This is a genomic window from Streptomyces sp. NPDC019396, assembly GCF_040632375.1.
Classification (GTDB): Bacteria; Actinomycetota; Actinomycetes; order Streptomycetales; family Streptomycetaceae; genus Streptomyces.
On the sequence record NZ_JBEYBS010000018.1, the window covers coordinates 47,995 to 73,155 of the forward strand.

The following is a 25,161-nucleotide window of genomic DNA, read 5'->3' on the forward strand; positions in this document are numbered from 1 at the left end:
GCAGGCCCTCTGGCCTGCGGGTCCGGGTGCTTCGCGGGGCCGGATCACCGCCTGCTCGGTCATCCGGCCCTCCGGCTCCGGCCACCCGCCCACCGTGCGCCCGTGCGCAACAAGAGAAGTGAGTGTGCACCCCATGGGCACCTTCGAGCTGATCTCCCCGCGATCACCCCGTGTCGTAGCCGCCCACCGACTGGCCAAGCGGAACTTCCGGTCGAAGGAGCGCCGGTTCATCGCGGAGGGACCGCAGGCCGTACGGGAGGCGGTGGAGCACCGGGGCGGGGACGGGGAGCCGACGCTGGTGGAGCTGTTCACCACCGTCGAAGCCGCCGAGAGGTACGCGGACATCGTCGACGCCGCCCGGGCCGCCGGGGCGCGGATCCACCACGCCGCCGACAGGGTGCTGGCCGAGGTCTCGCAGACCGTCACCCCGCAGGGGATCCTCGGTGTCTGCCGCTTCCTCGACTCGCCGTTCGAGGAAATCCTCGCCGCCCGGCCCAGGCTGGTCGCCGTGCTCGCCCATGTCCGCGACCCTGGGAACGCGGGCACCGTGCTGCGCTGCGCGGACGCCGCGGGCGCCGACGCGGTCGTGCTCACCGACGCGTCGGTGGACCTCTACAACCCCAAGTCGGTTCGGGCCTCGGTCGGTTCCCTGTTCCATCTGCCCGTCGCCGTGGGCGTACCCGTCGAGCGGGCCGTCAGCGGGCTGAAGGAGGCCGGGGTCCGTGTCCTCGCCGCGGACGGGGCCGGAGACGACGACCTCGACGACGAGCTCGACGCCGGCACGATGGTCGGACCCACCGCGTGGATCTTCGGGAACGAGGCATGGGGCCTGCCCGAGGAGACCCGAGCGCTCGCGGACGCCGTCGTCCGGGTGCCGATCCATGGAAAGGCCGAGAGCCTCAACCTGGCGACGGCCGCCGCGGTGTGCCTCTACGCCTCCGCACGAGCTCAGCGCGCCTCCGGTGGCTGCCGGGCGCGCTGAGCCGGGCTCGTACGTCTCGGCGGCAGGACTGTCGCTCCCTCGCCGCCGCCTAGTAGGGTGACCAACTCGGGGACCCACTGCACCGGTTCGAGAGGTGGGGTACGGGGATGGCTGTCGGCACGAGCAGGCCGTCGAAGTCCGCTGCGGAGTTGGCCGGCAAGTCCGTCGGGAGTCCGGCCGCGCCGTCCGCCGCGTCGGCGTACAGCGCCCCCGCCGGCCCGCCGCTGGGCCTCGGCGACCTGGGCATCGACCCCGATGACCTGCCCGACGGGCTCGTCGTCGCCGACGAGGCCGGCCTGGTGGTCTGCTTCAACGCCGCGGCGGTCCGGATCACGGCCACCTCCAGAGCCCAGGCCATGGGACTCCCGCTGGAGCACGTCCTGCCCCTGGAGGACCTCAAAGGACGCCGCTGGTGGCCGCTGACCGATCCGTACGGCGGCCTCGCCACCCGAGTCGGCCAGCCCGAGCGCAATCTGCTGCTGCCCGGTGTCCGCGAGGTGCTCGTCTCCGCGCGGTACATCCGGGAGACCCCCACCGGACCGGTCCGCCGGGTCGTGGTCACCCTGCGTGGCACCGAGGCCCGGCGCCGTACCGAACGCAGTCATGCCGAGCTGATCGCGACCGTCGCCCATGAGCTGCGCTCCCCGCTGACCTCGGTCAAGGGCTTCACCGCCACCCTGCTCGCCAAGTGGGAACGATTCACCGACGACCAGAAGCGGCTGATGCTGGAGACCGTCGACGCCGACGCGGACCGCGTCACACGGCTGATCGCCGAGCTCCTCGACATCTCCCGGATCGATTCCGGGAGGCTGGAGGTCCGCCGTCAGCCCGTCGACATAGCCGCGGCCGTCAGCCGTCACATCCAGGCGCAGACCGCCCGCGGCCAGTCGCCCGACCGCTTCTTCGTGCGCGTGGAGCAAGGGCTGCCGGCGTTGTGGGCCGATCCTGACAAGATCGACCAGGTGCTCGGCAACCTGCTGGAAAATGCCGTGCGCCACGGCGAGGGAACGGTCACCATCGAGGTGGCACCAGCGTCCGGAGAGCCCGGAGAGCGCGAGGCGAAGGGAACGGCCGTCACCGTGAGCGATGAAGGCCCCGGTATTCCCGAGGAGTCGATGGGCCGTGTCTTCACCCGCTTCTGGCGGGGGAGCAAGCGCGGTGGTACCGGTCTTGGCCTGTACATCGTCAAGGGCATCGTCGAGGCGCACGGCGGGACGATCACCGTCGGCCGCGGGCCCCGCGGCGGTGCCGAGTTCCGATTTATCCTGCCCGTCGGCGCCCCGGCGTACCTCGGCTGAGCACCCTCGCCGAGTCCCGCCCCGTGGACCACGGGCTCTCTCGTATACCTCACCCCGCTAAACTCGACCTTTGGCACCTTTGCGTCCTCGGTCGTCGAGCGGGGTCCCCCAGCCAGCCCATCGGAAGCACGGGAAGAAATGTCGGCACCCAATAAGTCGTACGACCCAGTAGAGGTCGAGACACTGAAACCGGAAGAGATCGAGCGCATGCGGGACGAGGCGCTTGCCGCCTTCGCCGCCGCCGGTGACCTCGACGCCCTCCACGAGGCGAAGATCGCGCACACCGGTCCCGCCTCGCCGCTCGCCCTCGCCAACCGGGAGATCGGCGCCCTGCCACCGCATGCCAAGGCCGAAGCCGGAAAGCGTGTGGGCCAGGCCCGCGGCGCCGTGAACAAGGGCCTGGCCGCCCGGCAGACCGAGCTGGAGGCCGAGCGGGACACCCGTGTGCTGGTGGAGGAGGCGGTGGACGTCACCCTGCCGTACGACCGCACCACCGGCGGCGCCCGGCACCCGCTGACCACGCTCATGGAGCGCATCGAGGACGTCTTCACGGCGATGGGCTACGAGGTCGCCGAAGGCCCTGAGGTGGAGTCCGAATGGCTGAACTTCGACGCGCTGAACATCGCGGCGGACCATCCCGCCCGCGGTGAACAGGACACCTTCTTCGTCCGCGGCACCGGAGCCCCGGTGGGCGCCGACGCGGCGGACCAGGGCTCCGGTGTCGTCCTGCGTACCCACACCTCACCCGTACAGGTCCGCTCGATGCTGGACCGCGAGCCGCCGCTGTACGTGATCTGCCCCGGCCGCGTCTACCGCACCGACGATCTCGACGCCACCCACACCCCGGTGTTCCACCAGGTCGAGCTGCTCGCCGTGGACGAGGGCCTCACCATGGCCGACCTGAAGGGCACCCTCGACCACATGGTCCAGGCGCTCTTCGGCGAGGGCATGAAGACCCGGCTGCGACCCAACTTCTTCCCGTTCACCGAGCCGTCCGCAGAGATGGACATGGTGTGCTACGTGTGCCGCGGCGAGTCCGTCGGCAACCCGGACCGCCCCTGCCGCACCTGCTCCAGCGAGGGCTGGATCGAGCTCGGCGGCTGCGGGATGGTCAACCCGAAGGTGCTGGTCGCCTGCGGTGTCGACCCGGAGAAGTACAGCGGGTTCGCCTTCGGGTTCGGCATCGAGCGGATGCTGATGTTCCGCCACAACGTCGACGACATGCGAGACATGGTCGAGGGTGACGTCCGGTTCACCCGGCCCTTCGGGATGGAGATCTGATGCGGGTCCCGCTTTCATGGCTGCGGGAGTACGTCGACCTGCCGGCGACGGAGACCGGCCGTGACGTACAGGCCAAACTGATTGCCGCCGGGCTCGAGGTCGAGTCCGTCGAGCAGCTCGGGGCCGGGCTCACCGGTCCCCTCGTCGTGGGCCAGGTGGCCACCATCGAGGAGCTGACCGAGTTCAAGAAGCCGATCCGCTTCTGCACCGTCGACGTGGGCCAGGCCAACGGCACCGGGGAGCCGCAGGAGATCATCTGCGGCGCCCGGAACTTCGCCGTCGGCGACAAGGTCGTCGTGGCCCTGCCCGGCGCCGTGCTGCCCGGTGACTTCCGTATCGCCGAGCGCAAGACCTACGGACGGGTGTCCCGCGGCATGATCTGCTCCAGCGACGAGCTGGGCATGGGCGAGGACAGCACGCACGGGATCATCGTGCTGCCGCCCGAGATCGAGGTGGGCACCGTCGCCACCGAGCTGCTCGAGCTGTACGACGAGGTCCTCGACATCGCCGTCACACCCGACCGGGGCTACTGCCTGTCGATGCGCGGTGTCGCCCGCGAGGCCGCCATCGCGTACCGACTGCCGCTGCGCGACCCCGCGCTGCTCGACGTGCCCGCGCCCAACTCGTTCGGCTACGCGGTACGGATCAGCGACCCGATCGGCTGCGACCGCTTCACCGCGCGCACGGTGGTCGGTCTCGACCCCGAGGCCCGCTCCCCGATCTGGATGCAGCGCCGCCTGCAGAAGGCGGGCATGCGCCCGATCTCGCTGGCCGTCGACATCACCAACTACGTGATGCTGGAGCTGGGGCAGCCCCTGCACGCCTACGACCGGGCCCGCCTTGACGGACCGATCGGTGTGCGCCGCGCCGAGGCCGGCGAGAAGTTCACCACCCTCGACGGCGTCAAGCGTGTCCTGGACGCCGGGGACCTGGTCATCACCGACGACCGTGGACCGATCGGCCTCGCCGGTGTGATGGGCGGCGCCAACACCGAGATCGCCGACTCCGTCGCCGACCCGGAGACCGGCGAGGTGCGCGGTACCACCGAAGTCGTCATCGAGGCCGCCCACTTCGACCCGGTGTCCATCGCCCGCACGGCGCGCCGCCACAAGCTCTCGTCCGAGGCGTCGCGGCGCTTCGAGCGCGGTGTCGACCCGCAGGCCGCCTCGGCGGCCGCACAGCGCACGGTGGACCTGCTCGTGCTGCTCGCGGGCGGCACCGCCGAGGCCGGGGTCACCGAGGTGATCGCCCCGTCCGCGCCACGCACGATCACGATGCCCGCCGACCACCCCGACCGGGTCGCGGGTGTCGCGTACGGGCGTGAGACCGTCGTGCGCCGCCTCCAGGAGGTCGGCTGCGACGTCTACGGACAGGACGAGCTCGTCGTCACCGTCCCGTCGTGGCGGCCCGACCTGCACGCGCCGAACGACCTCGCCGAAGAGGTCATCCGGCTGGAGGGCTACGAGAACCTGCCGTCCACCCTGCCCACGCCGCCGTCCGGGCGCGGACTCACCGCCCGCCAGCGGCTGCACCGCCGGGTCGGCCGGGCGCTGGCCGGAGCGGGCTATGTCGAGGCGCTGAACTACCCGTTCATCGGGGCCGCCGTGCTCGACCAGCTCGGGTTCGAGGCGGACGACCCGCGGCGCACCGTCGTCACGCTGGCCAACCCGATCTCGGACGAGGAACCGGCGATGCGGACCACGCTGCTGCCGGGACTGCTCACCGCTCTGCGGCGCAATGCCGGCCGCGGCGCGCATGATCTGGCCCTGTTCGAGACCGGACTGGTCTTCCGCCCGACGGGCGAGGAGGCGACCGCGTTCCCGGAGAACCTCTCTGCGGACCGCCGCCCCACGGACGAGGAGGTCGCCCTGCTGAACGCGGCCCTGCCGCGTCAGCCGAGGCGCGTCGCCACCGTGCTCGCCGGTGCCCGCGAACAGGCCGGCTGGTGGGGCGAGGGACGCCCGGCTGACTGGGCGGACGCGGTCGAGTCCGCCCGTACGGTGGCCCGCGAGGCCGGCGTCGAGCTCGTCATCCGCGCCGACCAGCACGCCCCGTGGCACCCCGGCCGCTGCGCCGCGCTGTACGCCACGGTCGACGGCGAGGAGACCCTCGTCGGCCACGCCGGTGAGCTGCACCCCCGCGTCATCAAGGCGCTCGGAGTGCCCGAGCGCACCTGCGCGATGGAGATGGAGCTGGACCTGCTCGAGCGCGCCGGCGAGGGTGCGGTCCAGGCCCCGCGTATCTCCACCTTCCCGGTGGCCACGCAGGATGTCGCCCTGGTCGTCTCCTCCGACGTGCCGTCGGAGGAGGTCGAGCGGGTGCTGCGGGAGGGCGCGGGCGGACTGCTGGAGTCCATCCGGCTGTTCGACGTGTTCGCCGGCGCGCAGATCGGCGAGGGCAAGAAGTCGCTGGCCTACGCCCTGCGCTTCCGTGCCCCCGACCGCACCCTGACCGTCGACGAGGCCTCCGCCGCGCGTGACGCCGCGGTCGCCCTCGCGACGGAACGCGTCGGGGCGGTGCTGCGCGGCGCCTGACGGCCGCCTTGTGTGAGGGCCCGTACCCGGAGGTCATCCGGGTGCGGGCCCTTCTGCGTGAGCGGGTTGCCGCCGCACCCCCGTGCGGCACACGGCGAAAGCGCCGCCCGTCCTGCTGCGGAGTATCGGGCAGATCAGCAGGACGGACGGCGCGGAAGCGGGCCGCCGCACTTACGAGGGGGAGCCGGCGGCCCGGCCGCCTCCTTGAGAGGGAAGTTCAGTCAACCGGCCGCGGCGCGGCGGCGGCAGAGCGTGTGCGGCACGGGCATACGCACTTGTTTCACACCCCGTGCGAACCGCGCTGCACTACGCTGGCCCACACCGAGCCAACGGAGGGCCCCATGCAGCCCAACACCCTGCTCGACGCCCTGCTGGACGAGGCCGGAATATCGCACGCGGGTCTTGCGGCCCGGGTGAACCACGCCGGCCGGGCGCGGGGTCTGGCGCTGCGGTACGAACACACGGCCGTGGCCCGATGGCTGAAGGGGCAGCGCCCCCGGGGACAGGTGCCCGATCTCATCTGCGAGGTCCTCGCGGCCCGGTTGCGCAGGGCGGTCACCCTCGACGACATCGGTCTGGGCGTGCCCGACGGATCCCCGGGCCCCGCGCACGGTTCGCAGCTCTCCGGCTTCGTCGAGCGGGCCACCGCCCTGTGGCGCTCCGACGAGCAGCGGCGCCCGCATGTCATCGGCGCGGCGGCGTTCACCGGCACGCCCGCCGTCATGCCGGTATGGGAGTGGGAAAACCCCCCGGAGGACGCGGATGTCTCGCGCGACGGCCGTACCCGGGTCGGCCCGGCCGACATCACCATGCTGCGGGCAGCCCGTGCGCACTACGAGCTCATGTACCGCAAGGCGGGCGGGATCGCGACCCGGTCCAGGATCGTCGGCTTCCTCAACACCGAGACCGCACCGCTGCTGCGCGGTGCCTATGGCGACGCCCTGGGGAGACGGCTGCACCGCGCCACCGGGGGACTGGTCGCCATCGCGGGTATCTGCGCCTATGACTCGGACGCGCACGGGCTCGCGCAGCGCTACTTCCACCAGGCGCTGCGCCTCGCCAAGGCGAGCGATGACCGGGGCTTCGGCGCCTATGTCGTCGCGTTGCTGGTCAACCAGTCGCTGTTCATGGCGGAGTACCGGCAGGCGGTCGCCTTCGCGGAGGCCGCGCTGCGGGCGGCGGGGGAGCAGATCACCCCGGCACTGGCCGCCGATCTCTCCGCGATGCAGGCGAAGGCGTACGCCCGGATCGGCGACGGCGGCAGCGCGCTGGTCTGCATCGGGCGCGCCGAGGCTGAGGCGGAGCGGATACGCCCGGGCAGCGAGCCGGACGAGACGGGGTACGTACAGCCCGGTCTGGTGAACGTGCAGGTGGCGGAGGCGCTGCTGAGCCTCGGGGATCTCGCGGCGGCCCGTGAGCACGCCGCCGCCGCGGCCCGGGCACCGGCCCATGACCGGGGCCGGGTGCACCGGCTCGCCCTGCTGAGTCAGATCGAGCTGTGCCAGGGCGAGGCCGACCGTGCCGCGGTGACGGCGACCGAAATGGCCGAGCTGGCGCGGGGGATGGAGTCGCAGCGGCTCAGGGACCGGCTGCGGGAGGTACGGCGGCATCTCGTGGCGAACGGGTCCACGCCTGCCGCCGAGGCGGCCGAGCGCATCGACGGAGCCATGCGCGTTCCCCTGTGAGGCGGCAACTGCTGCGATATTGCCATCAACTTGTCGGTCGGAAGGTGGCAGAGACGTGCAGTGGACGAACTTAGGCGAACAAACCGTGTATCAGAACCGCTGGTTCAGGGTCGCTCTGGCCAATGTGGCCCTGCCCGACGGCCGGCACCTGGACCACTTCCTCATCCGCCTCCGCCCGGTCGCCGTGGCGACGGCCGTCAACGAGGCCAACGAGGTCCTGCTGCTCTGGCGGCACCGGTTCATCACCGACAGCTGGGGGTGGGAGCTCGCCGCCGGTGTGGTGGAGGACGGGGAGGCCATCGAGACCGCCGCGGCCCGCGAGATGGAGGAGGAGACCGGCTGGCGGCCGGGGACGCTCCGGCATCTGCTGACCGTCGAGCCGTCCAACGGACTCACCGACGCCCGGCACCACCTCTACTGGTCCGACGGGGCGACCTATATCGGTCACCCCGAGGACGACTTCGAGTCCTCGCGCCGCGAGTGGGTCCCGCTGAAGCTGGTCCCCGACATGATCGCCAGGGGCGAGGTCCCGGCAGCCGGGATGGCGGCCGGTCTGCTGATGCTGCACCATATGCGGCTGGGCTGACCACCGTCCGAGGGGCGGCCGGGAGCGTGTGCGCGCGCAAGGGCGGACACGCTCCGAACACCCCAGGTCTCAGCAGGGTTCAGGAGTACGGGTAGAAGCCCGAGCCCGTCTTCCGGCCCAGCCGGCCCGCGTCCACCATCCGCTGAAGCAGCGGCGGCGCCGCGTACAGCGGTTCCTTGAACTCGGCGTACATCGAGTCGGCCACCGACGCGACCGTGTCCAGACCGATGAGGTCGGAGAGCTTCAACGGACCCATCGGGTGGGCGCAGCCCATCTCCATGCCGTTGTCGATGTCCTCGCGGCTCGCGATCCCCGACTCGAACATCCGGATGGCGGACAGCAGATACGGGATCAGGAGCGCGTTCACCACGAAGCCCGAGCGGTCCTGGGCGCGGATCGCGTGCTTGTCCAGCACCTGCTGGACCACGGCCTCCGCGCGCTTGATCGTCTCCTCGGACGTCGTCAGCGCCGGGATCAGCTCCACCAGCGCCTGCACGGGTGCGGGGTTGAAGAAGTGGATGCCGATGACCTGGTCGGGCCGCGAGGTGGCGACGGCCAGCTTCACCAGCGGAATGGAGGAGGTGTTCGATGCCAGAATGGCGTCCTGACGGGTGACCACCTGGTCGAGCACCTGGAAGATCTCCGTCTTGACCTGCTCGTTCTCCACGACGGCCTCGATGACGAGATCGCGGTCGGCGAACTCGCCGAGATCCGTCGTGAAGCTCAGCCGGGCCAGCGTGGCATCGCGCTCCTCCTCGCTGATCTTTCCGCGCTCGGCGGCCTTGGCGAGGGAGTTGTGCAGACGGGTACGGCCGATCTCGAGGGCTTCGCCGGTGGTCTCCGCGACCTTGACCTCGAGCCCGCTGCGGGCGCACACCTCGGCGATACCCGCGCCCATCTGGCCACAGCCCACCACTCCGACGCGGGTTACGTCGGCCACAGTTTCGGTCACTTCGTGCCTTTCGCTGGTTTTCGTGGCATTTCGCCCGGCAGGTCTCCGTATGGTTCCGGCTGCCCACCTCGACCCCACGACGTTACTCCGAGGGTGCGTGTGCTCGGGGGGCCGGGGCGGCATGCTGTTCGAGGACAAGTAGTACGGCGAGTGAGCAATCGGCACAGAGAGGTGCGCTGGGTCACTTATGGGACAGATCAGCAGAAGAGGATTCGTCACGGCGGCTGGTGCGCTCACCGCGCTGACCGTGACCGGTGAGACTCCGATCCAGGCCGCCCCCGCCACCGGGGCGGCGCCCGCCCGCCGGGGGGCTCCCGCCGCCCGGGAGTTCCGTGGGATGTGGCTCGCCACCGTCGCGTGTCGCGACTGGCCGTCCGCACCGGGGCTGTCCGCGGCCAAGCAGCGCGCCGAACTGCTGCGCCATCTGGATGTGGCGGTCGCCAGGCGGCTCAACGCGGTGGTCTTCCAGGTCCGGCCCGCAGCCGACGCCCTGTGGCCCTCGCCGTACGAGCCCTGGTCGCAGTGGCTCACCGGCGTCCAGGGCCGCAACCCGGGCTGGGATCCGCTGGGCACGGCGGTGAAGGAGGCCCATGCCCGCGGTCTCGAGCTGCACGCCTGGTTCAACCCGTACCGGGTCGCCAATCATGGGGATCTGTCGAAGCTGGCCGCCACGCACCCCGCGCGACGCAACCCCGGGTGGGTCGTCGCATACGGCGGAAAGCTCTACTACAACCCCGGGCTCCCCCAGGTCAGGAAGTTCGTCCAGGACGCGATGCTCGACGCCGTGGCGCGCTACGAGATCGATGCGGTCCACTGGGACGACTACTTCTACCCGTACCCCGTGGCCGGGCAGCAGTTCGCCGACGGGGCCGCGTACCAGCGCTACGGAGCGGGCTTCTCCAGCAGGGCCGCTTGGCGGCGCGACAACATCAACCGTCTGGTGCGGGAGACGGCGGTACGGATCAAGGCGCTGAGGCCCGGTGTCCGTTTCGGTATCAGCCCCTTCGGGGTCTGGCGCAACGCCGACACCGACCCCCTCGGTTCGAACACCGCGGCAGGTGTGGAGACATTCGACGACCTGTACGCGGACACCCGGACCTGGGTGCGCCAGGGGTGGATCGACTACATCGTGCCGCAGCTGTACTGGCACATCGGCTTCACCGCGGCCGACTACGCGCGCCTGGTGCCCTGGTGGGACGCGCTGGTGCGGGGAACCGGTGTGGACCTCTACATCGGCGAGGCACTGTACAAGGCGGGTGACCCGGCACAGGCCAAGGCCTGGCAGGACCGCCGGGAGCTGTCGCGTCATCTCACCTTCGCCGACCGGTACCCCAACGTGCGCGGTCACTGCTTCTTCTCGGCGAAGGAAGTGGCGACGGACCGGATCGGAGCGATGGCCGCCGTGGTGGCGGATCACTATCCGACCCGGGTCCGGTCCCCACGATGACCTGTTGATCAGCCCTTATCGTGGCGTACGACGGTGTCGGGACCTGGGGACATCAGGCACTCGTGGCCGTCGTCCTCGAAACGGACGCGATACGGGGGGGTGCCGTGATCGCCCAGGACCTCCATGACTTCGGCGAGCCGGTCGTGCTGGCCGACGACCCGGCCGTGTACGAGCAGCTTGTCGCCCACACTCGCTTCCATCGGGCGTGACCTCCTTGAGGGGGGCGCGATCGGTATTTCGAGTTTACGTCCGGGAGCGTGACGCGCATCACTCCGGAGCGATGGTGGAACGGTGGCGCCCCGGCGCCGCCGTTCCATCGGAGTCGCGGGCCCGGAAGGGGCGGTTGCCGAGGTCGGCCGAGGTCTGGGGTGAACTTCACTAACGGTGAGTAACCTCTCTTGACCTGGGGCGCCCGCGGCCTCACGATCCCGCCATGAGTGTTCGGGTCACCCTCCTCACCGCCGCGCGCTGCTGCCCGCGGCTGGCCGAGCGCTTCGACGACGACCGGCCGCTTGACGAGGCCGGCTGGTACGAGGTCCAGCTCGCCGCGCGCCAGCTCGTGCCGCTCGGCGCCGCGGAACTGCGCTACTGCTCGCCCACGGCCCGGAGCAGGGCGACCGCCGACGCGCTCGGCTACGCCCCCCTCGCGCAACCCGCGTTGAGCGACTGCGACATGGGCCGCTGGCGCGGCTACACGCTGACCGAGGTGGCTGCCAGGGAGCCCGGCGCCGTCGACGCCTGGCTCACCGATCCGCGCTCCGCTCCGCACGGGGGAGAGCCGCTGCTCGGCTTCATCAACCGGGTGGGCGGCTGGCTGGACACCCGCCCCGTGGACGACGGCGGATCGGTGCTGGCCGTCGCCGAACCCGCCGTCGTACGGGCCGCGCTGGTCTACGCGCTGAAGGCCCCGCCGTCGATGTACTGGAACGTCGACGTGCGCCCGCTGTCCACCGTGGTGCTCACCGGACGGTCGGGCCGCTGGAACCTACGCCTGGAGACTGGCGGCTGAGCAGGACCGGGGCGCCCGCTCCCCAGCCACCATCACGACACTGCCCGGGTCGCCGGATTCCTTCATGCGGGTCAGCAGATGGCGCACCGCCCAGCCCACCGCCCCGGTCGCGAGGCCGAGGCCGCCCTCGCTCCCGTATGCCGCCTCCGTGCGCAGCCAGTGCAGACCGTCTTCCGCGGCCTCCTCGCCGACCGGGATCACCAGGTCGAGCAGCTCCGGGCGGAACGCGGGCTCCGTGCGGGGCCGGCCGAGCCCGGGGATCGCGGACGGAAGCCCGGTCGTGTAGTCGGCGCAGCCATTCGCCCAGGCCGGGAAATACGCCGAGTACTCCGCGTCCACACCCGCCACGCGTGGCCGGCTGCCGTCCCCGCCGAGCGCGCTCGCATAGCGGCCGAGCGTCGCGGTGGTCGTGCCCGTGCCCATGCCCGCCACCAGCCAGGTCGGCTCGGACGCCGCCGTATCGGCGAGCTGGCCGAACAACTCCCGGGCGAGATCCGGCAGCGGACAGCGGGCGATCGCCCGCTCCGAGTCGGCGAAGTGGTCCAGAAAGTGGCCACCGAGGCGGGCCGCGAGCCCGCGGGCCTCTTCCTGGAGGTCGGCGGGCACCGTCGCGATACGCCAGCGGCCGCCGTGACGCTCGACCGACTCCCGTACGGACGGGGGCGTCTTGGCGGGCACCAGGGCGACGAACGGCACGCCGACCCGGTGCGCGCAGTACGCGCCCGCCACCGCGGCGGGCCCGCCCGTCCCCATCACCACCGTCATGTCCTCGCGCACGGCGCCGTCCAGGATCGCCTCGCAGAGCAGCGCCCGTACCAGCCGGTGCTTGAGGGTCCCCGAGGGGTGAGCGGACTCGTCCTTGACGTACAGCTCGGCCGCCCAACCGGGTGACCCGGTCTCACCGGCGGCGCCGCCCGCCCGGAGCAGCGGCGTCGGTCGCGCGTCCGCGCACAACTCACGTACCGCCTCAGCCGCCCAGCCGTTCTCCGCACGCACCATGCGCCTATGATCCCCGCCCGCCCCGGGGCTCGCCTGGTCGGTTCGTCCACACGGACCTCATACGACCCCTTGCTGAACCTATCGACTGTCGATAAATTCACATCGTGATTCGATTGATAGTGGGGGAGTGGTGATGGGGAAGATGACCGTGCTCGCACTGCGGGGCGTGATGGTCGCGCTCCTCGCCGGCTCGCTGTTCGTGCAGGCCGTGATGGTGCCGCTGCTGGCCATCGACATGGAGGGACTCGACGCGGAGGTTGCCCACCTGCGCACGCCGGCCCTCGTGATCACGGTCCTGGGGCTGGTGGCGGCCCAGATCGTCCTGGTCTGCGTGTGGCGTCTGCTGACGATGGTGCGGCGGGGGACCGTGTTCTCCCGCGGTGCCTTCCGGTACGTGGACGTCGTGACCGGCGCGTTCTGCGCCGCTGCGCTCCTGGTCTTCGCGTTCGGGGTGGTCCTGGCGCCGGGTGAGGCCGTCCCGCCGGGCGTCGTCCTGCTGGTCGGCGGGGTGGGGCTGGCCGTCCTCGGTGTCGCGCTCGTCGTCCTCGTGCTGCGGATGCTGCTCGCCCAGGCCGTCGCGCGCGATGTCGAGGCGAAGCGGATGCGGGTCGAGCTGGACGGGGTGATCTGATGCCCATCACGGTCGACATCGACGTGATGCTGGCCAAGCGCAAGATGTCCGTCGGTGAACTCGCGGAGCGCGTCGGCATCACGCCCGCCAACCTGGCGGTGCTCAAGAACGGCCGGGCCAGGGCCGTCCGCTTCGCCACCCTCGCCGCGCTCTGCGGGGCGCTCGAATGCCAGCCGGGTGACCTGCTGCGCTGGGAGGCCGAGGGTGCCGAGGGCGGGTGACATGCGCCGACGTGACGCGGTGGAGGGCCGGCAGGGCTCGGCCCCGACGCGCGGAGCGCTCTGCCCGGGCGTGGTCGCCAGGCGGAGCGCCCGGGCGTGCGGCGAGTCAGCTCACCCGAACTGGCCGGGCTGGTAGTCGCCGGCGGGCATCCTGAGCATGACGTTCACGCGGTTGAAGGTGTTGATGAGGGCGATGACACCCACCAGTGCGGCGAGCTGCTCCTCGTCGTAGTGCTTGGCGGCATCGGCCCAGACCTCGTCCGGGACGCCCCCGGCCGCGTCGGCGACGCGGGTTGCCTCCTCGGTGAGCTCGAGCGCCGCGCGCTCGGCCTCGCTGAACACCGTGGCCTCCCGCCAGGCGGCGACCAGGTTGAGGCGCTCCGCGGACTCCCCGGCGTGCACGGCGTCCTTGAAGTGCATGTCGGTGCAGAAGCCGCAGCCGTTGATCTGACTGGCGCGGAGCTTCACCAGCTCCTGTGTCGGGAGGGGCAGCGTCGATTCCCCGAGCGCCTTGCCCGCGGCGACAATGTGCTTGACGGCCTTGCTCAGGACCGGGCTGGCGAAGGGGTTCAGACGGGCTTCCATGGTGTGCTCCTCTGCGGTGTCCGGCGGTTGCACCCTTCTGACGGAGCGACTCGGGTGGTTGTGACAGGAACCCCTGTGGCGTGTGCCACAGCCACCACGCGAGAACGCGTTGCATAGATCTGCGAAGATACGTATAGTCATGCCATCGAGCGCGGAGGATTCCGATGGTGGTACGTACAGCAGTCGCGGGAGCGAGCGGATACGCGGGCGGAGAGCTGCTCCGGCTGCTGCTCACCCATCCCGCCGTAGAGATCGGCGCGCTCACGGGCCACTCCAACGCCGGACAGAAGCTCGGGACCGTCCAGCCGCACCTGCTGCCACTGGCCGACCGGGTGCTCGAACCCACCACGGCCGAGGTGCTCGCCGGACACGATGTCGTCTTTCTCGCGCTGCCGCACGGCCAGTCCGCCGCCGTGGCCGAACAGCTCGGCGACGAGGTGCTCGTCATCGACATGGGTGCCGACTTCCGGCTCACGGACCCCGATGACTGGGAGCGGTTCTACGGCTCCGCCCATGCCGGCACCTGGCCCTACGGCCTCCCCGAGCTGCCGGGCGCCCGCGCCGCGCTGGCGGGGGCCAAGCGCATCGCGGTTCCCGGCTGCTACCCGACGGCCGTCTCGCTCGCCCTCTTCCCGGCGTACGCGGGCGGTCTCGCCGAGCCCGAGGCGGTGATCACCGCGGCGAGCGGCACCTCGGGTGCCGGAAAGGCGCTCAAGCCGCATCTGCTCGGCTCCGAGGTGATGGGCTCCATGAGCCCGTACGGAGTCGGTGGCGGGCACCGCCACACACCCGAGATGATCCAGAACCTCAGCGCGGTCGCGGGCGAGCCGGTCACTGTGTCCTTCACCCCGACCCTCGCGCCCATGCCCCGCGGCATCCTCGCCACATGCAGCGCCAAGGCCAGGCCCGGGACCACGGCCGACGCGGTGCGCGCCGCGTACGAGAAGGCGTTCGCGGACGAACCATTCGTCCGTCTGCTTCCCGAGGGGCAGTGGCCCGCAACGGCGTCCGTCCACGGTTCCAACGCCGTTCAGATCCAGGTCGCCCATGACGCCGCCGCGGGACGCATCATCGCGATCAGCGCCATCGACAACCTCACCAAGGGCACGGCGGGCGGCGCCGTCCAGAGCATGAACACCGCCCTCGGACTCGACCAGACCACAGGCCTTTCCACGATCGGAGTCGCACCATGACGGTGACGGCAGCAAAGGGATTCACCGCCGCGGGTATCGCCGCCGGAATCAAGGAGAACGGCAACCCCGACCTCGCCCTCGTGGTCAACAGCGGACCGCGCCACGCCGCCGCCGGAGTCTTCACCTCCAACCGGGTCAAGGCCGCACCGGTCCTGTGGTCCGAGCAGGTGCTCAAGGGCGGCGAGGTCTCCGCCGTCGTCCTCAACTCGGGCGGCGCCAACGCCTGCACGGGACCCAAGGGCTTCCAGGACACCCACGCCACCGCCGAGAAGGCCGCCGAGGTACTCGAAGGCCACAGCGCGGGCGAGATCGCCGTCGCCTCCACCGGGCTCATCGGCATCCTGCTGCCGATGGACAAGCTGCTCCCCGGTATCGAGAAGGCCGCGGCCGAGCTCAGCACCCGTGGTGGCGAGAAGGCGGCGATCGCCATCAAGACCACGGACACCGTGCACAAGACCGCCGTGTACGAGGGCGACGGCTGGACCGTCGGCGGCATGGCCAAGGGAGCCGGCATGCTCGCTCCCGGCCTCGCCACCATGCTCGTCGTCCTCACCACCGACGCCGACCTCGACAGCGGGATCCTGGACCGCGCGCTGCGTGACGCCACCCGCGTCACCTTCGACCGGGTCGACTCCGACGGCTGCATGTCCACGAACGACACCGTGCTGCTGCTGGCCTCCGGCGCCTCGGGAGCCACCCCCGGGTACGACGACTTCGCCACCGCGGTACGGACCGTCTGCGACGACCTCGCCCGCCAGCTCATCGGCGACGCCGAGGGCGCGTCCAAGGACATCCGTATCGAGGTCGTCAACGCCGCGAGCGAGGACGACGCCGTCGAGGTGGGCCGCTCGATCGCCCGCAACAACCTCCTCAAGTGCGCCATCCACGGCGAGGACCCCAACTGGGGCCGTGTGCTGTCCGCGATCGGCACCACCGGGGCAGCGTTCGAACCCGACCGGCTGAACGTGGCCATCAACGGTGTCTGGGTGTGCAGGAACGGCTCCGTCGGCGAGGACCGCGAACTGGTCGACATGCGCTACCGCGAGGTGCGGATCACCGCGGACCTGGCGGCGGGCAGCGAGTCGGCCGTCATCTGGGCCAACGACCTCACCGCCGACTACGTCCACGAGAACAGCGCCTACTCATCCTGAGAACCAGGGACAAGGGACCGATGAGCACTCGTAAGCACACCGCACTTCCCAAGGCGCAGACCTTGATCGAGGCGCTGCCGTGGCTCACCCGGCACCACGGCAAGACGGTAGTCATCAAGTTCGGCGGAAACGCCATGGTGGACGACGAGCTCAAGGCGGCCTTCGCCCAGGACGTGGTCTTTCTGCGGCACGCCGGCCTGAAACCCGTCGTGGTGCACGGCGGCGGGCCCCAGATCAGCGCCCAGCTCGACAGGCACGGGCTGATCAGCGAATTCAAGGCCGGGCTGCGGGTGACCACCCCCGAGGCGATGGACGTCGTACGGATGGTGCTCGCCGGTCAGGTCCAGCGCGAGCTGGTCGGGCTGCTCAATCAGCACGGTCCGTTCGCCGTCGGCCTCACCGGCGAGGACGCCCACACCATCACCGCCACCAAGCACCGCCCCACCATCGACGGTGAACTCGTCGACATCGGCCGGGTCGGCGAGATCACCACGATCGACACCGGGGCGATCAAGGCGCTGCTGGAGGACGGCCGGATCCCGGTGATCTCGTCCATCGCCCGCTCAGCCGACGACGGCCATGTCTACAACGTCAACGCCGACACCGCGGCGGCGGCCCTCGCCGCCGCGCTCGGCGCCGAGACCCTGATGGTCCTCACCGATGTCCAGGGCCTCTACGAGGACTGGCCCCACAGCGACGAGGTGATCAGCCGACTCACCGCGAGCGAGCTGGAGAAGCTGCTGCCGGACCTGTCCAGCGGCATGGTGCCCAAGATGCAGGGCTGCCTGCACGCCGTGCGGAACGGTGTCAACACCGCCCGGGTGATCGACGGCCGGGTGCAGCACTCCATCCTGCTGGAGATCTTCACGGACGAAGGCATCGGCACGATGGTCGTGCCCGACGGAACCGAACCCGACGTACCCGACGCGATCGAAGGGGCAGCCGCATGACCGACGCCAAGGCCCGGGCCCAGCAGGCGGAGCAGGGGCTTTCGCAGCGCTGGCGGGGCGCGATGATGGACAACTACGGCACCCCGCAGCTCGCCCTGGTACGCGGCCGGGGCGCGAAGGTCTGGGACGCCGAAGGCACCGAGTACCTCGACTTCGTCGGCGGTATCGCCGTGAACGCACTCGGGCACGCCCACCCCGCCATCGTCGAGGCCGTCTCGCACCAGATCGCCTCCCTCGGCCATGTCTCCAACCTGTACGCCGCCGAACCGCCCATCGCCCTCGCCGAACGGCTGCTCCAGCTCTTCGGCCGCCCCGGACGGGTCCTCTTCTGCAACTCGGGAGCCGAGGCCAACGAGGGTGCGTTCAAACTGGGCAGGCTCACCGGGCGCACCCATATGGTCGCCACCGCGGGCGGCTTCCACGGCCGCACCATGGGCGCCCTGGCACTCACCGGCCAGCCGGGCAAGCAGCAGCCGTTCCTCCCGCTGCCCGGCGACGTGACACACGTGCCGTACGGGGACGCCGACGCGCTGCGCGCCGCGGTCACCACCGACACCGCCCTGGTGATCATCGAGCCGGTCCAGGGCGAGAACGGTGTGGTCGTCCCGCCCGCGGACTACCTGAAGGCCGCCCGCGAGATCACCCGGGCCACCGGAACCCTGCTCGTCCTCGACGAGGTCCAGACCGGCATCGGGCGCACCGGTCACTGGTTCGCCCACCAGGCGCACGGCATCGAGCCGGACATCGTCACCCTCGCCAAGGGCCTCGGCGGCGGGCTGCCGCTAGGCGCGGTCGTCGCCTTCGGTGAGGCCGCCGATCTGTTCAAGCCGGGACAGCACGGCACGACCTTCGGTGGCAACCCGGTCGCCTGCGCCGCCGGACTCGCCGTGCTCACCACCCTCGACGGCAGGCTCGACGAGGTGAAGCGGACCGGTGAGCGTCTCAGGGACGGAATCGAGTCGCTGGGCCACCCTGTGGTCTCCCACGTCCGCGGTGCGGGCCTGCTGCTGGGTATCGTGCTCAACGAGCCGCTCGCGTCCTACGTGCAGCAGGCGGCTCAGGATGCCGGTCTGCTGGTCAACACGCCCGCCCCCGATGTCGTCAGGATCATGCCGCCGCTGATCATCGGCGACGCGGAGGTCGACGCCTTCCTCCGGGTCTTCCCCGGCATCCTCGACGAAGCACGGCACGGGGATGGACGATCCGGGGAATGAGACGACGATGACCGAGGCGCAGCACACCGAGAACTGGGGTTCCCCCCAGGCGGAGTCCGGGGGAGGGCCCTCCGTGCCGCAGACCCGCACGGCCCGCCACCGCCGGATCGTGGACATCCTCAACCGGCAGCCGGTGCGCTCGCAGAGCCAGTTGGCGAAGCTCCTCGCGGACGACGGACTCAGCGTCACCCAGGCCACCCTCTCCCGGGACCTGGACGAACTCGGCGCGGTCAAGATCCGCAACACCGGCGGCGAGCTCATCTACGCGGTGCCCAGCGAGGGCGGATTCCGCACCCCGCAGGCACCGCTGGGCGAGTCCGCCAAGGAGGAGCGGATGCGCCGCCTCTCCGGGGAACTGCTGATCTCGGCGGAGGCATCGGCGAACCTGGTGGTGCTGCGCACCCCACCGGGCGCGGCCCAGTTCCTCGCATCAGCCATCGACCAGGCCGAACTGCACGCCATCCTGGGCACGATCGCGGGCGATGACACTCTGCTGCTCATCTCACGCGATCCGGCCGGTGGGCAGGCGCTCGCCGACCATCTGCTGCGGTTGGCACAGAAGGCGCGCTAGGGCGTGTTTCGAAAGTAGCGCCGTCCGCCCGGAGGGCGGGCACCGCGGCGTCTGGTGCGTGCGATCGCAAGGCGGAGGGTCGCCCTCGTACTGGGCGTACTTGGGCGATTCCGACAACGCTGCGAGCGTGCGTGCCAGGCGTCGCGGGGCAGGCGGGACTTTCGAAACACGCCCTAGAACCGGGGGTTCCTCAGCAGCCGCCTCGGAGCCCTGCGTGAACCCACCCGCACCCCTCCCCAGCACCAGGAGCTCATGATGGCACGTCAGAACCCCTGAAGGGGCGGCAAGAGGGCGGGAAGAGGCTGCGAAGAACCCAGGTGCGAAGCGAGCCCGGCGATGGCTACTCTCGTCGCTCCGCCGACGGACACGCCGGGGGGAAAGAGGGGGAGCTGACTGTGCACAACGCCGTGGTGACACCCGAAGGCGACCGGATGCGCTGGGTCGAGTTGCCGGGGCAGGAGCCGCCCCGCGTCTACGTGCACGGGCTGGGCGCCAGCGCACCCGCCTACTTCACCCAGGTGGCGGTCCATCCTCTGCTGGCCGGGCACCGCTCGCTGCTGATCGACCTGCTGGGGCACGGCATCAGCGACCGCCCGACCGGCTTCGACTACACGCTGGAATCGCATGCCGACGCGCTCGCCGCGGCCCTGACCAGCGCGTCCGTCCGCGGTGCGGAGCTGATCGCGCACAGCATGGGCGGCTCGGTCGCCATCGTGCTGGCCGCCCGGCACCCGCACCTGGTTTCCCGGCTGGTCCTGGTCGACGCCAACCTCGACCCGCTCCGGCCGCTGCGCGGCACCGGGGGCAGCAGCGACATCGCCTCCTATACCGAGCGGGAGTTCCTCGCGGGAGGCTGGAAGGAGTTCCGTGAGCGGGCGGGCGCACACTGGTGGGCAACGATGCGCCTGACCGGGCGTACGGCCCTGCACCGCAGCGCCGTCCACCTCGTCCGTGGCACGGATCCCACCATGCGGGAGCTGCTGCTGGGCCTGAGGATTCCCCGCAGCCACCTCCTGCCCGGGGCCGACGGCCCGCCGCCAGGGGCCGGCGAGCTCACCGCAGCCGGGGTGCCCGTCGTAGCGGTACCGGACTGCGGGCACAACATCATGCTGGACAACCCGGAGGCCTTCGCGAGCGCCACCGCGGCGGCGCTCGCGCACTGAATCCAGGACCGGTCAGGCGGCCTTGCCGTCAGGGCGGAGCGGGGCCGCCGCGAGGTGGCGGGCGAATCCGCTGGTCTGCCAGATGGCGCCGTCGGTGGTGACGGCGAAGCCCTCCGTGTCGGGGAGCCCCTCCAGCCAGTCGCGTGCCCGCTCGCCCATGGCGTACGCCGCCGTGGCCCGGGCGTCGGCCTGGGTGAGCCCCGGGCACACCACGGTCAGGGACGCGACGGCGCCCTTGGGGGGCCTGCCGGTGCCCGGGTCCACGATGTGGCAGCCGCGTTCGGCCGGGCCCGAAGTCGCGACGGCGAGGGTGCGGTGCGCCTCGACCACCGCGACGAGACCGCCGGGACCCAGCGGGTCGGAGATGCCGACCCGCCACGGACCGCCGTGGAGCTGGATGTCACCGCCGCCGTTGAGGCAGACCGCCGCGGCGCCGGACGACGCGAGCATCCGCACGGCGCGCTCCACCGCCCAGCCCTTGACCAGCCCGGTCGGGTCAAGGCCGCCGCCATAGCGCGTGGTGAAGTAGCCCTCGCTGAGCCGCTCCTCGACGGCGCAGTGCCGCAGCACCTCGGTCACATCCGCGTCGCAGTCCTCCAGCGCGATCTCGCCCCGGCCCAGCCTGCTGATCTGGCTCTGCGCCCGATAGGTCGAGAACACCTCGTCCACATGGTGCAGTCCCGCGAGCGCGGCCGTCAGTCCGGCCCGTACACGCTGCTCGTCGGCCGCGCCGAAGGTGCGGACATCGAACGAGAACACCGTGCCCATCGCATGCTCGACATGGCGCAGCCGCCCCTGGCCCGCCGCCGTCACAGGCCGGCCTTGTCGATCGCGCTCTGGAGGGACTTGACGTAGCCCTGGCTGGTGTAGGTGGCGCCGGAGACGGTGTCGATCCGTGCGCTCTGGGTGGCGACGGCGGCTTTGTTGAGCTGGGGGATGGCGTTGGCGGCGATCTTGCGGCTGTTGGGGTCGGTGTCGGGGGCTTTGACGGCCTCGGCCGAGGTGATCCGGCCGCCGTTCATGGTCAGCCTGACTTGTACCGGGCCGTACTGGGTCTGCGCCTCGTCGCCCACCACCGTCGCGGGGGCCGCGCCGGCACCGGAGCCTGATCCGGTGTCGCCGCCCGCACCCTGCTGCTGTTCCGGAGCGCCGGCCGCCGGCCCCGCCGCCGCTGCCTTGTCGATCGCGCTCTGGAGGGACTTGACGTAGCCCTGGCTGGTGTAGGTGGCGCCGGAGACGGTGTCGATCCGTGCGCTCTGGGTGGCGACGGCGGCTTTGTTGAGCTGGGGGATGGCGTTGGCGGCGATCTTGCGGCTGTTGGGGTCGGTGTCGGGGGCTTTGACGGCCTCGGCCGAGGTGATCCGGCCGCCGTTCATGGTCAGCCTGACTTGTACCGGGCCGTACTGGGTCTGCGCCTCGTCGCCCACCACCGACTGACCGCCCGCGGGTTCGGCCCCGCCGCCTGCGGGTGCCGACACCCCAGGCGCTTGAGCCCCACCGGCCTGCGACGACGCGCCCGCCAGTGGTGCGCCCGGCTGTTTCATGGCGAGCAGGAGTACCACCGCGGAGGTGGTGCCGGCGACGGCGATCATGATCCGGCGCAGGGGATGCTTCCTCTTCACGGAGGACCTCACATCTCGAAGGACTCGTGATGGATACGGCGGGCCGGTACGCCCGCCGCGCGCAGTGCGGAGTAGGTCTCCTCGGCGAGCCCGGGCGGTCCGCAGAGGTAGACGTCGTGCTCATCGATGTCCGGGAGGACCTGCTGGAGCCGCTCGGTGCTGATCTCGGGTCGCGCACCGTCCGGGCCGTTCACGGCGTACATCAGCCTGGCGCCCCGTACCTCGGCGATCTCCCGCAGCTCGCTCCACAGCGCCAGGTCCTCGGTGCGTCCGGCCCGGTAGAGCAGGGTCAGATCGCCCGGGCCTCCGGGCAGGGTCTCGAACAGGGCCCGCATCGGGGTGATGCCGGCACCGCCGGCGATCAGCAGCACCTTGTTGCGGCTCCGCCGCGCGGCGGTCATGGCGCCGTACGGGCCCTCCGCCCACACTCTCGTGCCGGGCTCCAGCCGGGACAGCGCGGTGCTGTGGTTGCCGGCCGCCTTGACGGTGATACGCAGCAGGTCAGGGCGCGGCGGAGCGGAGAGCGAGTACGGATTGGCGCTCCAGCGAAGGCTCTTGGTGAGGAACCGCCAGCGGAAGAAGTGGCCCGCCTCCGCGCCGAGCCGGTGCAGCCGCCGCCCGGTGATCAGCACGGACACCACCCCGGGCGCCTCCTCCACCACCGCCTCCACCTCCATGCGGTGCCAGAGGTTCAGCCGGACGGGGGCGAGCACCCGGTACCAGAGCAGCAGTGCCCCGACGGTTCCGTACATCACGTACCAGACGGTGCGTGCGGTCGGACTGGCAACGAACTCGGCGCCCGTGGCGAGCTGGTGCCAGAACGTCAGGTACACGGCGACATAGGTGAGCAGATGCAGGTAGTACCAGGCCTCGTAGCTCATCCGGCGGCGCACCATGCCGGCCGAGACAAAGCCGATCAGGAGGAAGAGCCCGGTGCCGATCGCGGCCTTGACCATCTCGGGGAAGTCGACCACGACGGTGACGGACTGTTCGACGAACCCGGTACGGGCCTGGACCGCGTAACCCCAGACGGTCAGCACGACGTGGGCGACGATCAGACTGATCGCGTACCGCCCGCTCATCGCATGCCAGCGGGTGGCCCGGTCGGAGCCCACACGCCGCTCCAGCGCCGGTACACGGGCCATCTGGAGCACCACGAGCGCGATCATGTAGCCGCCGAGCAGCCCGGTGATCCGGCCTCCTCCGATCAGCCACTGCGCCGTGTCCATCTGTACGACCGCGGTGTTGTCCCACCACAGCCACAGCACGGCGAGCGCTCCCGCCCACGCCAGCCCCAGCAGCACCGCTGCCGGATTCCGGCGCGGCTGGATCGCGCGCATGGTCTGGCGTCTTGCGGCCCGACCGCTCTGAATCATCGTCGCCACGGCTGCTCCTCGGCTCCTCCGTATCGCTCACGTGAATACGGAGCAGGGCACCGAGAAGTTCAATCACGGCGGACGGTGCGCCGCGAATCCCGGCCGGCCTGGTATCGGCCGGCCGGGGAGGGCTCAGCTGGTGCGTGCCGGGAGGGGGAGCGGCAGCGCGGGCAGTCCGTCGAGGCTGACGCCGACGTGCGGCTTCTGCTCGCAGTACGCCGCGAACTCCTCGTCCGTCTTGCGTGCGAGGTGTTCCGCGTGCTGGGTGCGCTCCTCGCGGTAGTCCATGAACGGGACGGCGAAACCGCAGGCATCGCCGATCCGCAGGGCGCGTACGACGATGACCGCGCGGGCACCGGCGCCGTCGGCCTCCCCGAAGAGCGGGATCAACCCGGCCCACCGTGGATCGTCACGGAACACCGCTTCCCCCTCGCCGTGCACCCGCAGCACCTTCGGCGCCCCGCTGAAGGCGCACCACATCAGCGTGATGCGGCCGTTCTCCCGGAGGTGTGCGATGGTCTCGGCGCCGCTGCCGCCGAAGTCCAGATAGGCGAGCGTCAGCTCGTCGATGACGACCAGGGTGCCCTTGCGGCCCTTGGGGGAGAGATTGATGTGACCGTCGCCCGTGAGCGGCGCGGTGGCGGTGAAGAACACGGGCTGCCCTTCGATGAACGTGCGAATGCGGCCTTCGATGCGTTCATACGTCTGTCCCATGGATTCAAGTATCCGCGAGGGGAGCGCGCGGGCAGGCGCGAGCTCTGATCGCGTACGGCCACTGAGAGCGTCGGGCTCACGCGTCCAGGACTCACGGGTAGGCGGTGCACGTGGCGTCGTCGGGCAGCCGGAAGGGAACGCCCGTGAGTTTCTCGGACAGTTCCCACAGCTCGCGTGCGGTGGTGGTGTCCCGGATGGCGCATTCCCCGGTGCGCAGGATGGGCTCGCCGCGCAGCCGCAGGGGTCCGTCGTGGCCGGGTCGTAGCGGGCGAACCGCCGGCCTTCGCTGCTGACGGTGACCACTCGCGGATCCGGCGAGGCGAGCGGGTGGGGCAGCATCGGCCCGGTCAGGGCGAAGGTGCCCAGGTGGTTGATCCCGAACTGCGAACCGTGGCACGGTGCCTGGCCTGGCGCAGGTGCCGGTCGACGAGCTCCCGCGCGAACTCCCCGTGCCAGCGCCGGGCGAGGCGTACGACGAGCACGGTGAGGTTCTCCAGAGCCCCGCCTTCGACGGATTCCAGCTCGTCCGTCAGCAGTGCGCGGGCCCTTTCGCGTACGGGCCCGGCCCAGTCCGAGCAGCGGACCGCGACCAGCGGCAGCAGTGCCGGCCGGCCGGCGGCCCAGGTCAGCGCGGCGTACCGGATGCGCTCCTTCGGGTGGCACAGCCCGAGGACGACCTCGCACTCGCCGGGCGGGCGCGGCCTCCACAGCGGTCTGCGTCCGTCCATGCGGGCCGCCGACGGCAGCGTTCCGGGCCTGGTGATCGCGCACTCGCGCACCACACGGTCAAGCCCGGTCCAGACCCGCTCGTCGGCCACATCCAGCGCCAGCCGGACCGGTACCCCGGCCGTCAGCCGTTCCACCGCCGCCCAGGCCGGATGCCTCGTCTCCGCCGCGCACCCCCCGTTGTGCATGCCGCGGAGCATAAGCCGGTGCGAGGGGCCCGCGCCTCCGCGATCCCGCGAGGGACCTGCCTGCATTGACAAAACATACGGAG

The 25,161-nt window shown here is 71.2% G+C and carries 25 protein-coding genes; 16 read left to right on the top strand and 9 right to left on the bottom strand.

The features are described from left to right. Window positions 1–133 precede the first annotated feature (133 nt). The 6 genes from ABZ532_RS21055 to ABZ532_RS21080 all read left to right on the top strand — a co-directional run bounded on the left by ABZ532_RS21055 (window position 134) and on the right by ABZ532_RS21080 (window position 8,366). On the top strand, window positions 134–982 hold the full coding sequence (locus tag ABZ532_RS21055) for an RNA methyltransferase (protein WP_361285660.1): 849 nt from the start codon (window positions 134–136) through the stop codon (window positions 980–982). Window positions 983–1,089: 107 nt separating this feature from the next. Then, window positions 1,090–2,280: an ATP-binding protein gene (locus tag ABZ532_RS21060; RefSeq protein ID WP_361285663.1), complete on the top strand. Its 1,191-nt coding sequence runs from the start codon at window positions 1,090–1,092 to the stop codon at window positions 2,278–2,280. A 138-nt stretch (window positions 2,281–2,418) separates the two neighbouring features. Next, window positions 2,419–3,561: a phenylalanine--tRNA ligase subunit alpha gene (pheS, locus tag ABZ532_RS21065; RefSeq protein ID WP_361285666.1), complete on the top strand. Its 1,143-nt coding sequence runs from the start codon at window positions 2,419–2,421 to the stop codon at window positions 3,559–3,561. Further along, window positions 3,561–6,095 (top strand): phenylalanine--tRNA ligase subunit beta, encoded by a 2,535-nt coding sequence (gene pheT / locus ABZ532_RS21070; protein ID WP_361285670.1) that lies wholly within the window; start codon window positions 3,561–3,563, stop codon window positions 6,093–6,095. Before pheS ends, pheT begins: the two co-directional genes overlap by 1 nt. Window positions 6,096–6,436: 341 nt before the next feature. Then, window positions 6,437–7,780 (top strand): transcriptional regulator, encoded by a 1,344-nt coding sequence (locus ABZ532_RS21075; protein ID WP_361285673.1) that lies wholly within the window; start codon window positions 6,437–6,439, stop codon window positions 7,778–7,780. Window positions 7,781–7,835: 55 nt separating this feature from the next. Further along, window positions 7,836–8,366 carry an NUDIX hydrolase gene (locus tag ABZ532_RS21080; RefSeq protein ID WP_361285676.1) on the top strand — a complete coding sequence of 177 codons (531 nt, stop codon included), beginning with the start codon at window positions 7,836–7,838 and terminating at the stop codon, window positions 8,364–8,366. 79 nt (window positions 8,367–8,445) lie between these two features. Here ABZ532_RS21080 and ABZ532_RS21085 read toward each other — a convergent pair whose 3' ends face one another. Further along, window positions 8,446–9,306 carry a 3-hydroxybutyryl-CoA dehydrogenase gene (locus ABZ532_RS21085; protein WP_361285951.1) on the bottom strand — a complete coding sequence of 287 codons (861 nt, stop codon included), beginning with the start codon at window positions 9,304–9,306 and terminating at the stop codon, window positions 8,446–8,448. A gap of 199 nt (window positions 9,307–9,505) precedes the next feature. On the opposite strand from ABZ532_RS21085, the gene ABZ532_RS21090 reads away from it, so the two are divergent. Then, window positions 9,506–10,765, top strand: coding sequence for a family 10 glycosylhydrolase (locus ABZ532_RS21090; RefSeq protein WP_361285679.1), 1,260 nt, complete (start codon window positions 9,506–9,508; stop codon window positions 10,763–10,765). Between the two features lie 8 nt (window positions 10,766–10,773). On the opposite strand, the gene ABZ532_RS21095 is transcribed toward ABZ532_RS21090, so the two are convergent. Continuing rightward, a complete protein-coding gene (locus ABZ532_RS21095) occupies window positions 10,774–10,965 on the bottom strand; it encodes a DUF1918 domain-containing protein (RefSeq protein ID WP_361285682.1) in 192 nt (63 codons plus the stop codon). A 233-nt stretch (window positions 10,966–11,198) separates the two neighbouring features. On the opposite strand from ABZ532_RS21095, the gene ABZ532_RS21100 reads away from it, so the two are divergent. Further along, window positions 11,199–11,774 carry a histidine phosphatase family protein gene (locus ABZ532_RS21100; RefSeq protein ID WP_361285685.1) on the top strand — a complete coding sequence of 192 codons (576 nt, stop codon included), beginning with the start codon at window positions 11,199–11,201 and terminating at the stop codon, window positions 11,772–11,774. On the opposite strand, the gene ABZ532_RS21105 is transcribed toward ABZ532_RS21100, so the two are convergent. After that, window positions 11,751–12,773 (bottom strand): pyridoxal-phosphate dependent enzyme, encoded by a 1,023-nt coding sequence (locus ABZ532_RS21105; RefSeq protein WP_361285688.1) that lies wholly within the window; start codon window positions 12,771–12,773, stop codon window positions 11,751–11,753. The two genes, ABZ532_RS21100 and ABZ532_RS21105, sit on opposite strands and share 24 nt — an antisense overlap. Window positions 12,774–12,906: 133 nt before the next feature. Between ABZ532_RS21105 and ABZ532_RS21110 the strand changes: the two genes are divergently transcribed. Both ABZ532_RS21110 and ABZ532_RS21115 read left to right on the top strand, forming a co-directional pair. Beyond that, on the top strand, window positions 12,907–13,404 hold the full coding sequence (locus tag ABZ532_RS21110) for a DUF2975 domain-containing protein (protein WP_361285691.1): 498 nt from the start codon (window positions 12,907–12,909) through the stop codon (window positions 13,402–13,404). Continuing rightward, window positions 13,404–13,625 carry a helix-turn-helix transcriptional regulator gene (locus ABZ532_RS21115; protein ID WP_361285694.1) on the top strand — a complete coding sequence of 74 codons (222 nt, stop codon included), beginning with the start codon at window positions 13,404–13,406 and terminating at the stop codon, window positions 13,623–13,625. The genes ABZ532_RS21110 and ABZ532_RS21115 overlap by 1 nt, the downstream gene beginning before the upstream one ends. A 111-nt stretch (window positions 13,626–13,736) precedes the next feature. Here ABZ532_RS21115 and ABZ532_RS21120 read toward each other — a convergent pair whose 3' ends face one another. After that, on the bottom strand, window positions 13,737–14,210 hold the full coding sequence (locus tag ABZ532_RS21120) for a carboxymuconolactone decarboxylase family protein (protein WP_361285697.1): 474 nt from the start codon (window positions 14,208–14,210) through the stop codon (window positions 13,737–13,739). 164 nt (window positions 14,211–14,374) lie between these two features. On the opposite strand from ABZ532_RS21120, the gene argC reads away from it, so the two are divergent. The 6 genes from argC (at window position 14,375) to ABZ532_RS21150 (ending at window position 20,452) form a co-directional block, all read left to right on the top strand. After that, a complete protein-coding gene (gene argC, locus ABZ532_RS21125; protein ID WP_361285700.1) occupies window positions 14,375–15,403 on the top strand; it encodes an N-acetyl-gamma-glutamyl-phosphate reductase in 1,029 nt (342 codons plus the stop codon). After that, a complete protein-coding gene (gene argJ / locus ABZ532_RS21130) occupies window positions 15,400–16,554 on the top strand; it encodes a bifunctional glutamate N-acetyltransferase/amino-acid acetyltransferase ArgJ (RefSeq protein ID WP_361285703.1) in 1,155 nt (384 codons plus the stop codon). Before argC ends, argJ begins: the two co-directional genes overlap by 4 nt. Before the next feature lie 20 nt (window positions 16,555–16,574). Next, window positions 16,575–17,504: an acetylglutamate kinase gene (gene argB / locus ABZ532_RS21135; RefSeq protein WP_361285706.1), complete on the top strand. Its 930-nt coding sequence runs from the start codon at window positions 16,575–16,577 to the stop codon at window positions 17,502–17,504. After that, window positions 17,501–18,718: an acetylornithine transaminase gene (locus tag ABZ532_RS21140; RefSeq protein ID WP_361285709.1), complete on the top strand. Its 1,218-nt coding sequence runs from the start codon at window positions 17,501–17,503 to the stop codon at window positions 18,716–18,718. Before argB ends, ABZ532_RS21140 begins: the two co-directional genes overlap by 4 nt. A 7-nt stretch (window positions 18,719–18,725) precedes the next feature. Continuing rightward, window positions 18,726–19,289 (top strand): arginine repressor, encoded by a 564-nt coding sequence (locus ABZ532_RS21145; protein ID WP_361285712.1) that lies wholly within the window; start codon window positions 18,726–18,728, stop codon window positions 19,287–19,289. A 395-nt stretch (window positions 19,290–19,684) separates the two neighbouring features. Beyond that, a complete protein-coding gene (locus tag ABZ532_RS21150) occupies window positions 19,685–20,452 on the top strand; it encodes an alpha/beta fold hydrolase (RefSeq protein WP_361285715.1) in 768 nt (255 codons plus the stop codon). A gap of 12 nt (window positions 20,453–20,464) precedes the next feature. Here ABZ532_RS21150 and ABZ532_RS21155 read toward each other — a convergent pair whose 3' ends face one another. From ABZ532_RS21155 to ABZ532_RS21175, 5 genes are all read right to left on the bottom strand, one after another. Beyond that, the gene (locus ABZ532_RS21155) at window positions 20,465–21,220 is read right to left on the bottom strand and encodes an FAD:protein FMN transferase (RefSeq protein ID WP_361285954.1); all 756 of its coding nucleotides are present in this window, start codon (window positions 21,218–21,220) and stop codon (window positions 20,465–20,467) included. Window positions 21,221–21,261: 41 nt separating this feature from the next. Then, window positions 21,262–22,044, bottom strand: a complete 783-nt coding sequence (locus tag ABZ532_RS21160; RefSeq protein ID WP_361285957.1) for an FMN-binding protein — start codon at window positions 22,042–22,044, stop codon at window positions 21,262–21,264. A gap of 38 nt (window positions 22,045–22,082) precedes the next feature. Then, window positions 22,083–23,450: a ferredoxin reductase family protein gene (locus ABZ532_RS21165; protein ID WP_361285960.1), complete on the bottom strand. Its 1,368-nt coding sequence runs from the start codon at window positions 23,448–23,450 to the stop codon at window positions 22,083–22,085. A 132-nt stretch (window positions 23,451–23,582) separates the two neighbouring features. Next, window positions 23,583–24,164, bottom strand: a complete 582-nt coding sequence (locus tag ABZ532_RS21170) for a pyridoxamine 5'-phosphate oxidase family protein (RefSeq protein WP_361285718.1) — start codon at window positions 24,162–24,164, stop codon at window positions 23,583–23,585. A 347-nt stretch (window positions 24,165–24,511) separates the two neighbouring features. Further along, entirely contained in the window at window positions 24,512–25,078 is a 567-nt protein-coding gene (locus tag ABZ532_RS21175; protein ID WP_361285721.1) for a hypothetical protein, read from the bottom strand. Window positions 25,079–25,161 lie beyond the last annotated feature (83 nt).

What these genes read in the sequence shown, in the direction of transcription:
- ABZ532_RS21055 (WP_361285660.1), top strand. Translation starts at nt 134, where the DNA reads ATGGGCACCTTCGAGCTGATCTCCCCGCGATCACCCCGTGTCGTAGCC.
- ABZ532_RS21060 (WP_361285663.1), top strand. Translation starts at nt 1,090, where the DNA reads ATGGCTGTCGGCACGAGCAGGCCGTCGAAGTCCGCTGCGGAGTTGGCC.
- pheS (WP_361285666.1), top strand. Translation starts at nt 2,419, where the DNA reads ATGTCGGCACCCAATAAGTCGTACGACCCAGTAGAGGTCGAGACACTG.
- pheT (WP_361285670.1), top strand. Translation starts at nt 3,561, where the DNA reads ATGCGGGTCCCGCTTTCATGGCTGCGGGAGTACGTCGACCTGCCGGCG.
- ABZ532_RS21075 (WP_361285673.1), top strand. Translation starts at nt 6,437, where the DNA reads ATGCAGCCCAACACCCTGCTCGACGCCCTGCTGGACGAGGCCGGAATA.
- ABZ532_RS21090 (WP_361285679.1), top strand. Translation starts at nt 9,506, where the DNA reads ATGGGACAGATCAGCAGAAGAGGATTCGTCACGGCGGCTGGTGCGCTC.
- ABZ532_RS21095 (WP_361285682.1), bottom strand. Translation starts at nt 10,965, where the DNA reads ATGGAAGCGAGTGTGGGCGACAAGCTGCTCGTACACGGCCGGGTCGTC.
- ABZ532_RS21100 (WP_361285685.1), top strand. Translation starts at nt 11,199, where the DNA reads ATGAGTGTTCGGGTCACCCTCCTCACCGCCGCGCGCTGCTGCCCGCGG.
- ABZ532_RS21105 (WP_361285688.1), bottom strand. Translation starts at nt 12,773, where the DNA reads ATGGTGCGTGCGGAGAACGGCTGGGCGGCTGAGGCGGTACGTGAGTTG.
- ABZ532_RS21110 (WP_361285691.1), top strand. Translation starts at nt 12,907, where the DNA reads ATGGGGAAGATGACCGTGCTCGCACTGCGGGGCGTGATGGTCGCGCTC.
- ABZ532_RS21115 (WP_361285694.1), top strand. Translation starts at nt 13,404, where the DNA reads ATGCCCATCACGGTCGACATCGACGTGATGCTGGCCAAGCGCAAGATG.
- ABZ532_RS21120 (WP_361285697.1), bottom strand. Translation starts at nt 14,210, where the DNA reads ATGGAAGCCCGTCTGAACCCCTTCGCCAGCCCGGTCCTGAGCAAGGCC.
- argC (WP_361285700.1), top strand. Translation starts at nt 14,375, where the DNA reads ATGGTGGTACGTACAGCAGTCGCGGGAGCGAGCGGATACGCGGGCGGA.
- argJ (WP_361285703.1), top strand. Translation starts at nt 15,400, where the DNA reads ATGACGGTGACGGCAGCAAAGGGATTCACCGCCGCGGGTATCGCCGCC.
- argB (WP_361285706.1), top strand. Translation starts at nt 16,575, where the DNA reads ATGAGCACTCGTAAGCACACCGCACTTCCCAAGGCGCAGACCTTGATC.
- ABZ532_RS21140 (WP_361285709.1), top strand. Translation starts at nt 17,501, where the DNA reads ATGACCGACGCCAAGGCCCGGGCCCAGCAGGCGGAGCAGGGGCTTTCG.
- ABZ532_RS21145 (WP_361285712.1), top strand. Translation starts at nt 18,726, where the DNA reads ATGACCGAGGCGCAGCACACCGAGAACTGGGGTTCCCCCCAGGCGGAG.
- ABZ532_RS21155 (WP_361285954.1), bottom strand. Translation starts at nt 21,220, where the DNA reads ATGGGCACGGTGTTCTCGTTCGATGTCCGCACCTTCGGCGCGGCCGAC.
- ABZ532_RS21160 (WP_361285957.1), bottom strand. Translation starts at nt 22,044, where the DNA reads ATGATCGCCGTCGCCGGCACCACCTCCGCGGTGGTACTCCTGCTCGCC.
- ABZ532_RS21165 (WP_361285960.1), bottom strand. Translation starts at nt 23,450, where the DNA reads ATGATTCAGAGCGGTCGGGCCGCAAGACGCCAGACCATGCGCGCGATC.
- ABZ532_RS21170 (WP_361285718.1), bottom strand. Translation starts at nt 24,164, where the DNA reads ATGGGACAGACGTATGAACGCATCGAAGGCCGCATTCGCACGTTCATC.
- ABZ532_RS21175 (WP_361285721.1), bottom strand. Translation starts at nt 25,078, where the DNA reads ATGCACAACGGGGGGTGCGCGGCGGAGACGAGGCATCCGGCCTGGGCG.